Annotated in this window: 2 protein-coding genes; both read left to right on the top strand. The window is 72.5% G+C overall.

The genetic code is table 11. The features are described 5' to 3' along the window. The first annotated feature begins 3 nt into the window (after positions 1-3). Positions 4-7,755, top strand: a complete 7,752-nt coding sequence (locus AC57B8_RS06315) for an amino acid adenylation domain-containing protein (RefSeq protein WP_496478989.1) — start codon at positions 4-6, stop codon at positions 7,753-7,755. Continuing rightward, positions 7,756-15,138 carry an amino acid adenylation domain-containing protein gene (locus AC57B8_RS06310; RefSeq protein WP_496478988.1) on the top strand — a complete coding sequence of 2,461 codons (7,383 nt, stop codon included), beginning with the start codon at positions 7,756-7,758 and terminating at the stop codon, positions 15,136-15,138. It begins immediately after the preceding gene. Positions 15,139-15,163 lie beyond the last annotated feature (25 nt).

The following is a 15,163-nucleotide window of genomic DNA, read 5'->3' as shown; positions in this document are numbered from 1 at the left end:
GCCATGGACGAGATCACCCGCACCGTGCACGACGGCCAGGCGGTGCCGCTGTCGTATGCGCAGGAGCAGCTGTGCTTCCTGCAGAAGCTCGAGCCCGGGCTCACGGCCTATAACCTGCCGCGTGTGTTCCGGCTGAGCGGCGCGCTCGACGCCGATGCGCTGGAACGTGCGTTCCAGGCGGTCATTGCGCGCCACGCGATCCTTCGCACGCACTTTGTCGAACACGACGGCGTGCCGATGCAGGTGGTGCAGGCCGAGGTGCCGTTCGCGCTGGAGCGCATCGACCTCTCGGACCAGGGCGCTGACGCGCAGCAGGCCGCCGTCGACGCGCTCGTGCGCCGCACCGCGACGCATGTGTTCGACCTGGGCCGCGCACCCGCGCTGGTGGCGCGACTCGCAAAGCTGGCCGACGACCGGCATGTGCTGACCGTCTGCCTGCACCACATCGTCTCCGACGCCTGGTCGAACCCGATCCTGGCGCGCGACCTCGGCGCGGCCTACGCGCTGGCGCTGCGCAGCGACGGCCCGGTGCAGTTGCCGTCGCTGCCCGTTCAGTACGCCGACTTTGCCATGTGGCAGCGTGCCCGCGTGCAGGGCGGGGCGCTCGCGCCGCAGCTCGCGCACTGGAACCGCCACCTCGGCGACGAGGTGCCCTCGCTCGATCTGCCGACCGACCGTGCCCGCCCCGCGCAGCAGACCTTCGCCGGCACCGCGCTCGGCTTCGAGCTGCCGCCGGCGTTGGCGGCGGCGCTGCAGACCTTCTGCCGCGCCGAACGCTGCACGCCGTTTGTCGTGCTGCTCGCGGCCTGGCAGGTGCTGCTGTCGCGCTGCAGCGGGCAGGACGATTTCGCCATCGGCGTGCCCAATGCCGGCCGTCACCGCGAGGAGGTGCAGGACCTGCTGGGCTTCTTCATCACGACCCAGGTGTTCCGCGCGCGGCTCGCGCCCCGGCGCACGCTGCGCGAGGTGTGCCGCCAGGTGCGCGCCGACGCGCTGGCCGCGCTCGACCATGCCGACCTGCCGTTCGAGGTGCTGCTGGCCAGCCGCAAGGACCGCCGCGACCCCGCGCGCAGCCCGCTGTTCCAGGCCATGTTCGGCGTGCAGATGGCGGGCGAGGCCGTCGCGCTCGACTTCGCGGGCGTGCGCGTCGAGCTGCAAGAGTTCGATGACGCGGGCGCCAAGTTCGACCTGTCGCTGGACTTCTACATCGACCCGCGAAGCGTGCGCGGGCGGCTCGAATACAACACCGACCTGTTCGATGCCGCGACCGCGCAGCGCCTGGTGCGCGCCTACCAGCGCGTGCTGCAGGCGATGTCGGACGACCCCGACCGCGTGCTCGCGAACCTCGTGCTCACCGATGCGGACGACGAGGCGCGGCTGCGCGGCTGGAGCGAGAACCTGCCGCACCGCACGTACACGCAGCCCGTGCACCGGCTGATTGAAGCGCAGGCGCGCGAGCGGCCCGAGGCGGTCGCGCTGGTGTTCGGCGACACGGTGCTGCGCTACGGCGAACTCGACGCGCGCGCCAACGCGCTCGCGCATCGCTTGATCGGCCTGGGCGTACGGCCCGACATGCCCGTGGGGATCGCCGCCGAGCGCAGCCTCGAGATGGTCGTGGGGCTGCTGGCGATCCTGAAGGCCGGCGGCGCGTATGTGCCCATCGACCCCGAGCTGCCGCGCGAGCGCATCGCCTACATGCTGGAAGACAGCGGTGTGGCGCTGCTGCTCACGCAGTCGCACTTGCGCGAGGCGCTGCCGGTGGCGGCGCATGTGCAAATGCTGGCGCTGGATGCACTCGACCTGTCCGGCGAATCCACCGCGTGCCCGCAGGTCGCATTGCATGGCGAGAACCTCGCCTATGTGATCTTCACCTCGGGCTCCACGGGCCGCCCCAAGGGCGCGGCCAACCGCCACAACGCGCTCTACAACCGCCTGGCCTGGATGCAGGACGCCTACGCGCTGGGCGACGCCGACACCGTGCTGCAGAAGACGCCCTTCGGCTTCGACGTGTCGGTGTGGGAATTTTTCTGGCCGCTGATGCAGGGCGCGCGCCTCGTCGTGGCCGCGCCCGGCGACCACCGCGAGCCGGCACGCCTGGTCGAGCTGATCCGCACGCACGGCGTGACCACATTGCATTTCGTTCCCTCGATGCTGCAGGCCTTCCTGGCGCACGACGGCATCGAGGCCTGCACCAGCCTGCGGCGCATCGTCTGCAGCGGCGAGGCGCTGCCGGCCGAGGCGCAGGCGAAGGTGTTCGAGCGCCTGCCGGGCGCGGGGCTGTACAACCTCTACGGCCCGACCGAGGCGGCCATCGACGTGACGCACTGGACCTGCCGCGCCGACGGGCTGAACCACGTCGCCATCGGCCGCCCCATCGCGGGCTGCAAGACCTACGTGCTCGACGCGGGCCTGAACCCGGTGCCGCCGGGCGTGGGCGGCGAGCTGTACCTGGGCGGCATCGGCCTGGCGCGCGGCTACCTGCACCGGCTGGGCCTCACGGCCGAGCGCTTCGTCGCCGACCCGTTCAGCGACACCGGCGAGCGCCTGTACCGCACGGGCGACCTCGTGCGCTGGCGCGACGACGGCCAGCTGGCCTACCTGGGTCGCATCGACCACCAGGTGAAGGTGCGGGGCTTCCGCATCGAGCTCGGCGAGATCGAGGCGCAGCTGCTGGCGCAGCCGCAGGTGCGCGAGGCCGTGGTGGTGGCCGACGAAGGACCGGGTGGCACGCGGCTGGTCGGCTACGTGTCACCGCAGCCCGGTGCGGCGGTGGACGCGGCCGTGCTCAAGGCGCGCCTGGCCGAGGTGCTGCCCGAGTACATGGTGCCGGCGCAGCTGTGCGTGCTGCCGGCCCTGCCGCTCAACCCCAACGGCAAGATCGACCGCAAGTCGCTGCCCAGGCCCGAACGCAGCGGGGCGCAGGCCTACGAGGCGCCCGAGGGCGTGGTCGAACAGGCGCTCGCCACGGTCTGGGCCGAGGTGCTCGGCCTTCCGCGCGTGGGTCGGCAGGACAACTTCTTCGAACTCGGCGGCGATTCGATCCTGAGCCTGCAGATCGTGTCGCGGCTGCGCACGGCGGGCTGGAAGCTCACGCCGCGCCAGATGTTCGAGCGCCAGACCGTCGCCGGGCAGGCGGCCGTGGCCGAGCCCGTGGGCGCGGCGGTGCAGGCCCAGGAGACCGCAGCCGAAGGCGAGGTGCCGCTGCTGCCGTTCCAGGCCGCGTTCTTCGAGGCTGACATGCCCGAGCGCCATCACTGGAACCAGTCGCTGCTGCTGCAAGGCCGCGAGCCGTTGGCGGTGCCCGCGCTCGAAGCCGCGCTGGCGGCTGTGGTGCAGCACCACGACGCCTTCCGCTTGCGCTTCCATCGCGCGGCCGATGGCTGCTGGCGACAGGCCTACGAGGCCCTGCCGACGCGCTGGCGCGAAGAATGGCTCTGGGTGCGCGATGCAGCGAACCCCGCGCAGATCACCGCGCTGTGCGACGAGGCGCAGCGCAGCCTCGACCTCGCGCACGGGCCGCTGCTGCGTCCGCTGGTCATCCGCCTGCCCGGCGGCGACTGGCGCCTGCTGCTGGCGGCGCACCACCTCGTGGTCGATGGCGTGTCGTGGCGCATCGTGCTCGACGACCTGGCCACCGCGTACGCGCAGTGCCGCGACGGCCGGCCGGTCGTGCTGCCGCCGAAGAGCGCCAGCTTGCAGGCCTGGGCGCGTGAGCTGCAGGGCCAGGCCGCCGCGATGGACGGCGAACTCGCGCACTGGCAGGCCTTCGCCGACGTGCCGGTCGCGCTGCCCTGCGCGCGGCCCGAGGGCGTGAACACCGTGGCGCGCCGCGCCAGCATCGCGTGGCAGCTCGACCGCGCGCGCACGCAGGCGTTGCTCAAGACGGCACCGGCCGCCTACCGCACGCAGGTCAACGACCTGCTGCTCACCGCGCTCGGGCGCGCGCTGTGCGGCTGGAGCGGGCACGCGCAGCTCGCGATCCTGCTCGAAGGCCACGGCCGCGAAGACGTCCTCCCGGCGCAGAAGGCACTCGACCTGTCGCGCACCACGGGCTGGTTCACCAGCCTGTTCCCCGTGCGGCTCGATCCGCTGGGCGCGTGGGGCGACGCGATCAAGCGCGTGAAGGAAGACCTGCGCCGCGTGCCGCAACGCGGGCTCGGCCATGGCGTGCTGAGGCACCTGGGCACGGACGCACAGCAGCAGGCGCTGCGCGCGTTGCCGCGTCCGCAGCTGGTCTTCAACTACCTGGGGCAGGTCGATGGTGCGCCCGAGGCCGCATGGTCGCTCGCGACCGAAGACGCGGGCGAGCCCGTCGCGGCGAGCGCGCCGCTGCTGCACGAATTCAGCGTCAACGCACAGGTGCGCGACGGTGCGCTGCAGCTGACGGTGGACTTCAGCGCGGCGCGGCATGCGCAGGAGGACGTGCAAGGCTGGGTGAACCGCTTCGGCGACGAGCTCGAAGCGCTGATCGCGCACTGCACCTCGGGCGCTTGCGGCGTCACGCCGTCGGACTTCCCGCTGGCCGGGCTCGACGCCGCGCAGCTCGACGCGCTGCCGCTGCCCGTGGCACAGCTCGAAGACCTCTATCCGCTGTCGCCGATGCAGTCGGGCATGCTGTTCCACAGCCTGGCCGACGCGCAAGGAGAGGCCTACGTCAACCAGCTGTGCATGGACATCGACGGCCTCGATGCCGAGCGTTTCCGCGCCGCATGGCAGCGCGTGCTGGCGCGCCACGAGATCCTGCGCAGCGGCTTCCTGGCCGACGGCGCCACGCCGCTGCAATGGGTGGCGCGCAGTACCGAGATGCCGTGGGTGATGCAAGACCTGCGCGAGAGCGTCGATGTGCCAGCTGCACTGGCGCGGCTGGCCGCGTCGCAGCGCGCGAGCGGCTTCGACCTCGCGCGCCCGCCGCTGATGCGCATCGCGCTGGCCCGCACGCAGGCGCAGCGCCATCACCTCGTCTGGACTTATCACCACCTGCTGCTCGACGGCTGGAGCGTGGCCCAGCTGCTGGCCGAGGTGCTGCGCAGCTACGCGGGGCAGGCGGGTGAGCCCGCACCTGGACGCTTCCGCGACCACATCGCGTGGCTCGCGGCGCGCGACGCACAAGCCGGCGAGGCGCACTGGCGCAGCGTGCTGGCCGATGTGGAGGAGCCGACGCGCCTTGCCACGGCGCTGGTGTCGCCTGTCGCGCCGCGCCCGGGCAAGGCCCGCCAGCGCCTGGCCTTCGACACCGACGCCACGCGCGGCGTGCGCGAGGCCGCGCGCGCCGCGCACGTCACGCTCAACACCTTCGTGCAGGCCGCCTGGGCGCTGCTGCTGGGCCAGCGCACGCGCACCGGCACCGTCGTGTTCGGCGCCACCGTCGCCGGCCGCAACGCCGAGATGCCGGGTGCCGAGCGCATGCTGGGCCTGTTCATCAACACGCTGCCCGTGGTCGCGCACCTGCGCCCCGGCCAGCCCGTGGGCGACTGGCTGCGCGAACTGCAGGCGGCGCAGGTCGCGTCGCGTGAACACGAGCACACGCCTCTGCACGAGATCCAGGCCTGGGCCGGGCTGGGCGGACAGGGTCTGTTCGACACGCTGGTGGTGTTCGAGAACTACCCGGTGGATGCGGTCTTGCGAGGCGACGCTGCGGCTGGCCTGAGCTTCGGCGCGGTGCATACGAAGGAAGAAACCTCGTACCCGCTGACGCTGATGGTGCATGACGATGCGGCGCTGCACATCGACCTCGTGCATGCGCTCGACGCGTGCGACGAGGCGCAGGCCGCGGCGCTCGTGGGCCAGTTGCGTGCGGCGCTGCTGGCGTTGGCTGGCGATGCGGCGCCGGCCGTGGGCCAGCTGACGTTGGCCGATGCGGTCGAGCGCGAGCGGTTGTCGCTTTGGTCGCGTGGTGCGTTCAAGCCGGAAGCGGTCGTGCCCGTTCACCACCTCATCGAACAGCAGGCGAAGGCGAACCCCGATGCACTGGCACTCGTCACGGCCGAGCATCGCCTCACCTACGCCGAACTCAATCGCCTCGCCAACCGTTGGGCGCACCGGCTGATCGCGCAGGGCGTGCGGCCCGACATGCCGGTCGCGATCGCCGTCGATCGCTCGGCCGAGACCGTCGTCGGCCTGCTCGCCGTGCTCAAGGCCGGCGGCGCGTACGTGCCGCTCGACCCGGCGTTCCCGACCGAGCGGCTGGCCTACATGGTCGAGGACAGCGGCGCCTCGCTGCTGCTCACGCGCCGCGCGCTGATGCCACGCCTGCCCGACGCAGCGAGCGTGCAGCGGCTGGCCTTCGACCTCGACGCAACCGACGACGGCATGGCCGCCTGGCCCGATCACGACCCGGCGGTGCCGGTGCATGGCGAGCAGCTGGCCTACGTGCTCTACACCTCGGGCTCCACCGGCCGCCCCAAGGGCGTGGCGATGCGCCACGACGCGGTCGCGCGCCTCATTGCGTGGCAGCTGCAACGCCTGCCGGGTGCGAGCCGCACGTTGCTGTTCGCCTCGCCGTGCTTCGACGTGGCGTTCCAGGAAATGGTCAGCGGGCTGGCCGGCGGCGGCTGCCTCGTGCAGACCACCGACGCGCAGCGGCTCGACCTCGATGCGCTCGAGGCGTTGGTGCACGGAGAAGGCGTCGAACGCATGTTCCTCACCTTCTCGGTGCTGCAGCATTTCGCCGAGCAGTCGCTGGCCTCGGGCCGCCGGCTGCCGGCGCTGCGCCAGATCCTCACGGCGGGCGAGCAGCTCAAGCGCACGCCCGCGCTGGCCGAGTGGCTGGCGCGCGAATCGCAGTGCCGGCTCATCAACCAGTACGGGCCGACCGAGACGCACGTGGTGAGCGAGTTCGTGCTCGACGGCGCAGGCGACGAAGACCTGCCGCCCATCGGCACGCCCGCATCGAGCGCGCGGCTGCGTGTGCTCGACGCGCAACTGAACCCCGTGCCTGTCGGCGTGGCCGGCGAGCTGTGCGTGGGCGCCGAGGTGCTGGCGCGCGGCTACCTGCACCGCGCCGGCCTGACGGCGCAGCGCTTTGTCGCCGACCCGTTCGATGCGAACGGCGGGCGGCTCTACCGCACCGGCGACCTCGTGCGCTGGCGCGATGACGGCCAGCTCGAGTACCTCGGCCGGCTCGACCACCAGGTGAAGGTGCGGGGCTTCCGCATCGAACTCGGCGAGGTCGAGTCGCAGCTGCTCGCGCAGCCCGGTGTGCGACAGGCCCTGGTGCTGGCGCAGGAAGGGCCGGGCGGCGCGCGCCTGGTGGCCTATGCGGCCGGCGCTGAAGGCCAGTCGCTGCGGCCCGCGGCGCTGCGTGCGGGGCTGGCGGCGGCGTTGCCCGACTACATGGTGCCGAGCGTCATCGTGGCGATGCCGCAGGGGCTGCCGCTGAACGCCAACGGCAAGGTCGACCGGCAGGCGCTGCCACCGCCCGAAGCGGCGGAGCAGCGCGCCCACGTGCCGCCGCAGGGCGCCACCGAAACCGCGCTGGCGGGTCTGTGGGCGCAGGTGCTGGGGCTGTCGCGCGTGGGACGCGGCGACAACTTCTTCGAGCTCGGCGGGCATTCGCTCGCGGTGCTCAAGCTGCGCCAGCAGGTCAAGGCGCAGATGGGCATCGACCTGCCGCTGCAGCGCTACTTCGAGCTGCCCGACCTGGCGGCGTGCGCGCAGGCGCTCGACGCGCAAGGGCCGGCGCAGGCGCAGCAGGCCGCGCAGGCCGAGAGCGATCTCGATCGCATGGATGCATTGTTGGAAAGTCTGGGGGGTTGAGTGAGCAGTAGCGAACGCAGTAGGGCCATTGCCCAACGGCTGGCGGGTTTGCCGCCGGCGCGGCAGAAGGAATTCATCGCCGCGTTGCGTGCGCAGGGCATCGACTTCGGCCGCCTGCCGATCGTGCCCGACCCGGCCGCCGTGCCGGGCGCGCCGAGGCCTGCGTCGTATGCGCAGGCGCGCCAGTGGTTCCTCTGGCAGATGGACCCCGAAAGCACCGCGCAGCACATCACGGCCGCGCTCACGCTGCACGGCGCGCTCGACCAAGCGGCGCTGCGCGCGAGCCTGCAGGCGCTGGTGGCGAGGCATCCGTCGCTGCGCACGCGCTTCGGCGTGAGCGACGACGGCGTGCCCCAGCAGACGGTGTCGCCCGAGGCGGTGCTCGACCTGCGCGAAGCCGATCTGCGCGCCCACCCCGCGCAGGTGCGCGACGAGGCTGCGCGCCTCGTGCGCACGCCCTTCGACCTGGCGAACGGCCCGTTGCTGCGCGTGGGCCTGCTGCGCACCGGCGAGACCGCGCAGCTGCTGGTGCTGGTGATGCACCACATCGTGTCCGATGGCTGGTCGATGCAGCTGCTGGTCGACGACTTCGGCGCGCTGTACCAGGCGCACCGTCAAGGGAACGACGCCGCCGTGCCGCCCGCGCCGGCGCTGCAGTACGCCGACTACGCGGCCTGGCAGCGCCACTGGCTCGAAGCGGGCGAGGGCGAACGCCAGCTCGCCTACTGGACCGAACGGCTCGGCGGGGAGCAGCCGCTGTTGCAATTGCCTGCCGACCGCGCGCGTCCGCCGCAGGGGCCGTACCTGGCCGCGCGCCATCGGCTCGACCTGCCGGGCGAACTGACGCAGGCGCTGCGCCGCCGCGCGAGCGCCGAAGGCGCGACGCTCTTCATGGTGCTGCTGGCCGGCTTCCAGGCGCTGCTGCACCGCTACACGGGCCAGGGCGACATCCGGCTCGGCGTGCCCGTGGCCAACCGCGACCGGCCCGAGACGGCCGGCATCCTCGGCCTGTTCGTCAACACGCAGGTGCTGCGCGCCGAGCTGGCCGGCCACACCACGCTGGCCCAGGCGCTGGCGCAGGCACGCGACGCGGCGCTGGGCGCGCAGGCGCACCAGGACCTGCCGTTCGAACAGCTGGTCGAGGCGCTGCAGCCCGAGCGCAGCCTGAGCCACCCGCCACTGTTCCAGGTGATCTTCAACCACCGGCAGCAGGACCTGGGCGCGCTCGACCGGCTTGAAGGCCTGCGCATCGAACCCTGCGAACTCGATGAACAGGCGGCGCCTTTCGAACTCGCGCTCGACACGCTGGAGCAGGCCGACGGCACGCTCGGCCTGAGCTTCACCTACGCCCGCGCGATCTTCGAGCCCGCCACCATCGAGCGCATGGCCGCGCACTACGTCGCGGTGCTGCGCCAGCTGGCCGACGACCCTTCGCGCACGCTGCGCGAGGTGGCGCTGCTCGGCCCGCAGGAACACGCCCAGCTGCGCGAATGGGGCGAGGGCCGGGACACCGCCTGGGACGAGGTGCCCGTGCACCGGCTCGTCGAGCGCCAGGCCGCGCTGCGGCCCGAGGCCACGGCGCTGATCGTCGACGGCGTGCCGATGCGCTTCCGCGAGCTCGACGTGCGCGCCAACCGGCTCGCCCATGCACTCATCGCGCAGGGCGTGCAGCCCGAGGACCGCATCGGCCTCGCGGTGGAGCGCTCGCCCGAGATGGTGGTGGCGCTGCTCGGCGTGCTGAAGGCGGGCGCGGCCTATGTGCCGCTCGACCCCGACTACCCGTCCGAGCGGCTCGATTTCATGGCGACCGACAGCGGCGTGCGGCTGCTGCTCACGCAGGCGCGTCTGCGCGAGCGGCTGGGCGCGTCGATGCAGGCGCTGCCCGCGCTGCTGCTCGACGGCGGCGTGCTCGACAGCGGGCCCGAAGACGTACCCGATGTCGCGGTGCATCCGGGGCACCTGGCCTACGTGATCTACACCTCGGGCTCCACCGGCCAGCCCAAGGGCGTGGCCGTGGCGCATGGCCCGCTGAGCATGCACATCCAGACCATCGGCCGCGCCTACGGCATGACGCCCGAAGACCGCGAGCTGCAGTTCGCATCGATCAACTTCGACGGCGCGCACGAGCGCATCTGGACGCCGCTGGCCTTCGGCGCCACGCTGATGCCGCGCAGCCAGGAGCTGTGGACCGTGCACCGCAGCCGCGAGGAGATGCAGCGCCACGGCATCACCGTCGCGTGCTTCACGCCGGGCTACCTGCAGCAGATGGCCGACGAACTCGGCGAGGAAGGGCGCGTGCCCACGCTGCGTTCGTACACCGTCGGCGGCGAGGCCATGGGCCGCGTGGCTTGCGAGCGCGTGATGCAGACGCTGCAGCCGCCGCGCCTCATCAACGGCTACGGCCCGACCGAGACGGTGATCACGCCGACCATCGCCAAGGCCTATGCCGGCACTGCTTTCGACGCCGCCTACCTGCCCATCGGCGCGCCCGTGGGCGACCGCCGCGCCGTGGTGCTCGACACCGACATGAACCTGGTGCCGCCCGGCATGGCCGGCGAGCTGTACCTGGGCGGCGCGGGCCTGGCGCGCGGCTACCTGAACCGCGCCGGCCTGAGCGCCGAGCGCTTCGTGGCCGACCCCTTCGATGCGAAGGGCGGGCGCCTGTACCGCACCGGCGACCTCGTGCGCTGGCGCGCCGACGGGCAGCTCGAGTACCTGGGGCGGCTGGATCACCAGGTGAAGGTGCGCGGTTTCCGCATCGAGCTCGGCGAGGTCGAGGCGCGGCTGCGCGCGCAGCCCGGCGTGCGCGAGGCCGTGGTGGTCGCGCGCGAGCGTGCAGGCGGGGCGCTGCTGCTGGCCTACGTGTCGAGCCTCGACGCGCAACGCCCGGTCGAGGCCTTCACGCTGCGCGACGGGCTGGCACAGGTGCTGCCCGAGTACATGGTGCCGTCGGCGATCACCGTGCTCTCGGCGCTGCCGCTCAACGCCAACGGAAAGGTCGACCGCGCCGCGTTGCCCGAGCCCGTGTTCGCTGCTACAGCCGGCAGTTGGGAAGCGCCGCAGGGCGCGGCCGAGGAGGCGATGGCGGCGGTGTGGGCCGAGGTGCTCGGCGCGCCGCGCGTGGGCCGCAACGAAAACTTCTTCGAACTCGGCGGCCATTCGCTGCTGGCCATGCAGCTGCTCGAGCGGCTGCGTCGCCAAGGCTTCGGCGCGCAGGTGCGCACGCTGTTCCAGAACCCGCGCTTTGCCGACTTCGCGCGCGCCACGCTGGAGGCCGGCGCCTCGCCGCGCCCGGTGCCGGTGGTGCCCGACAACGCGATTCCCAAAGGCTGCACGCGGCTCACGCCGCAGATGCTGCCGCTGGTGACGCTCGACGACGCGCAGCTGCGCCGCATCGAGGCCGCTGTGCCCGGCGGCGCGGCCAACATCCAGGACATCTACCCGCTCGCGCCGCTGCAGGAAGGCCTGCTGTTCCATCACCTGATGCAGGCCGAGGGCGACGTCTATGTGCAGTCGCTGCAGATGCGCTTCGACAGCGAGGCCCGGCTCCATGCGTTCATGGACTGCCTGAACCGCGTCATCGCGCGCCACGACATGCTGCGCACGGCGGTGCTGTGGGAAGGGCTGGCGGAGCCGGTGCAGGTGGTGCACCGCCATGCACCCGCCGAGATCGAATGGCTGGCTATCGACGCCGCCGCGGGCGATGTCGCCGCGCAACTCGAAGCCCATGTGCGCCCCGGCCACTACCGCCTCGACGTGCGCCGCGCGCCCATGCTGCGCGCCATCGCCGCGCACGATGCGGCGGGCGGCGGCTGGCTGTTGCAGTTGCCAAGCCACCACCTGGCGCTCGACCATGTCTCGCGCGACCTGCTGGTCGAGGAGATCACGCTGCTGCTGCAGGGCCGCGCCGACGCGCTGCCCCCACCCGTACCGTTCCGCAGCTTCGTCGCGCAGGCGCGGATCGGCGCCGACGTGGCCGAGCAGGAGACTTTCTTTCGCCGCATGCTCGGCGACGTGCGCGAACCGACCGCGCCTTTCGACCTGTTCGATGCGCGCGGCGATGGCACGGCCGTGGAAGAAGCGCACCTCGAACTCGATGCGGCACTGGCGCAGGCCGTGCGCACGCAGGCGCAGCGCAGCGGCGTGAGCGCGGCCACGCTGTTCCACCTGGCATGGGCGCTGGTGCTGGCCAAGACCACGGGCAAGGACGACGTGGTGTTCGGCACCGTGCTGTTCGGCCGGCTCGCAGGCGGCGAGGGCGCGGGGCGTGCGCTCGGCATGATGATCAACACGCTGCCGCTGCGCGTGACGCTGGGCCGCAGCCATGCGCTGGCCTGCGTGCGCCAGACCCACGCCGCGCTGGCCGGCCTGCTGCACCACGAGCACGCGAGCCTGTCGCTCGCGCAGCGTTGCAGCGCGTTGCCCAAGGGCACGCCGCTGTTCTCGACGCTGCTGAACTACCGCTATGTGGCAGAGGCGCCCGAGTCGGGTGCCGGTGCCGATGCCGGCGGCTGGGAAGGCATCGAGACGCTCGGTGCGCAGGAGCGCTCGAACTACGCCTTCGCGCTGTCGGTGAACGAACGCGCCGACGGCTTCGCGCTGACCGCGCAGGTCGATGCATCGGTCGGTGCCGCGCGCGTGTGCCAGTACATGCACGACGCGGTGCGCCGCGTGGCGGACGACCTCACGCACGCGGCCACGCACCCGGTCGCGGCCTTCGACCTGTACACCGCCGACGAGGCGCAGCGCCTGCAGGCCTGGGGCGAGAACACGCCCGCGTACCAGGACACCGCGCCGGTGCATGTGCTGGTGGCACGCCAGGCCGCGCTGCGGCCCGATGCCACGGCGCTGATCTTCGGCGAGCACACACTGAGCTACGCCGCGCTGGACGCGCGCGCCAACCGGCTGGCGCACCACCTCGTGCGCGCGGGCGTGCGGCCCGAAGTGCGCGTGGGCCTCGCGGTGCGGCGCTCGGCCGACATGGTCGTGGCGCTGCTCGCGATCCTGAAAGCGGGTGGCGCCTACGTGCCGCTCGACCCGGCGTACCCGCCGCAGCGCCTGGCCTACATGGTGGAAGACAGCGGCGTCGCGCTGCTGCTGGCCGACGATGCCGCAGTGCTCGGCCGCATCGGCATGCCCGAGGTGAAGGCATTGACGCTCGACACACTCGATCTGTCGAACGGCCCGTCACACGACCCCGGCGTGGCGGTGCACCGCGACCATCTGGCCTATGTGATCTACACCTCGGGCTCGACCGGAAAGCCCAAGGGCGTGGCCGTGGCGCATGGCCCGCTGGCCATGCACGTGCAGTCCATCGGCGAGGCCTACGGCATGACGCCGGACGACCGCGAGCTGCAGTTCGCGTCGATCAACTTCGACGGCGCGCACGAGCGCACCTGGGTGCCGCTGGCCTTCGGCGCGGCGTTGATGCCGCGCGACGAAGAGGTCTGGCCGGTGGAGCGCACCTGCGCCGAAATTGCCCGCCACGGCATCACCATCGCCTGCTTCACGCCCGGTTACCTGCACCAGATGGCCGAGTTGATGGGCGAGGCCGCGAGCCGGCTGCCGATCCGCTCCTACACCGTGGGCGGCGAGGCGATGCCGCGCACCAGCTTCGCGCTGGTGCAGTCGGTGCTGAAGCCACCGCGCATCGTCAACGGCTATGGGCCGACCGAGACGGTGATCACGCCGATGATCGCCAAGGCCGCGCCGGGCGAGGGTTTCGACGCGGCCTACATGCCCATCGGCCGCCTCGTCGGCGACCGCACGGCCTACGTGCTCGACGGCGCCATGAACCAGGTGCCGCCCGGCGTGGCCGGCGAGCTGTACCTCGGCGGCGACGGCCTGGCACGCGGCTACCTGCAGCGCACGGGCCTGAGCGCGGAACGCTTCGTGGCCGACCCTTTCGGCGTGCCGGGCGGTCGGCTCTACCGCACGGGCGACCTCGTGCGCTGGGAGGCCGACGGGCAGATGGCGTACCTCGGGCGCATCGACCATCAGGTGAAGATCCGCGGCTTTCGCATCGAACTCGGCGAGATCGAGGCGCAGCTGCTGGCGCTGCCGCAGGTGCGCGAAGCCGTGGTCGTCGCCAGCCAGGGCGCGGGCGGCGCACGGCTGGTGGCGTATGTGTCGCCGCTGGCGGGCGAGCGCATCGAGCCGGCGCGGCTGCGTGCCAGCCTCGCGGCGCTGCTGCCCGAGCACATGGTGCCGGCGGCCATCGTCGTGCTCGACACGCTGCCGCTCAACATGAGCGGCAAGGTCGATCGCCATGCGCTGCCGGCGCCGGTGTTCGCCGGCGGCGACGGCTACGACGCGCCGCGCGGCAGCGCCGAGCAGGCGCTCGCGCGCATCTGGTCCGAGGTGCTGGGCGTGGCACGCGTGGGCCGCGACGACAACTTCTTCGAACTCGGCGGCGATTCGCTGCTGAGCCTGAAGGTGATGGCGCAGGCACGGCGCCTGGGCCTGCCGGCGCTCGATCTGAAGCTGCACGACTTCCTGCGCGCGCCGACCATCGCGGGGCTGCTGGGCGGGCGTGCCGATGCGCCGCCGCTGGTCGCGCTGAATGCCGTGGTGCCCGGTGCGGCGCCGCTGTTCTGCCTGCACGCCGCGCTGGGCACGGTGTACGACTACGCGCCGCTGGCGCGCCGCCTGCAGGGCGTGCGCACCGTGTACGGCCTGCCATGCCGCATGCTCGCCGACCCCGCGCACCGCGACGTGTCGCTGGCGCGCATGGCCGATGACTACGCCCGCATGCTCCGTGGCGTGCAGCCGCAGGGGCCGTACCACCTGCTGGGCTGGTCGCTCGGCGGCGCGCTCGCGGCGGCCGTGGCCGCGCGGCTCGAAGCAGAAGGGCAGGCCGTGGCGTTCCTCGGCCTGGTCGATCCCTACGTGCCCGAGCCCGACGCGCCCCTGCAGACGGTGGACGACGATGGCCGCCGCGACTTCGCCGACTTCGTCGCCTCGGCCTGGCCGGCGGCGCGCCTCGACGGGCTGCTCGACATCGACGACTTCGTCTGCGACGAGGCGACGGTGGCAGCGCTGATTGCCCAGGCGCGTGCCAAGGCGCAGGCCCGTGGCGATGCACTGGAGATGCCGGCGCACGCGAACCTGCCTGACGACGAGCTGGCCCGCATCTTCCTCGTGAGCCAGCAGCTGAAGGCGATCGAGACCGAGGCGCTCGTGCCGCTGCGTTGCCACGCCGAGTGCTGGTGGATCGCACGGCGCCCGGCGGCGGACCGCGCCGCGCTGGCGCTGCAACTGGGCCGGCCGGACCTCGCGAGCGCCGCGGCGCTCGACGAGGACCACCACGCGATCCTGCGCAGCCCGGTGTTGTTGACGCAACTGGCCGAGCGACTGGGCGAGGCCGAAGCCCTCGCGGCCTGAGGCCTCGGCATAAAAAAACGCACGA

It is taken from the genome of Variovorax sp. BGA-UO-ETr-C22 (assembly GCF_059567965.1).
Note: the sequence above shows the minus strand (reverse complement) of the source record. Positions and strands in the feature narration are given on the sequence as shown.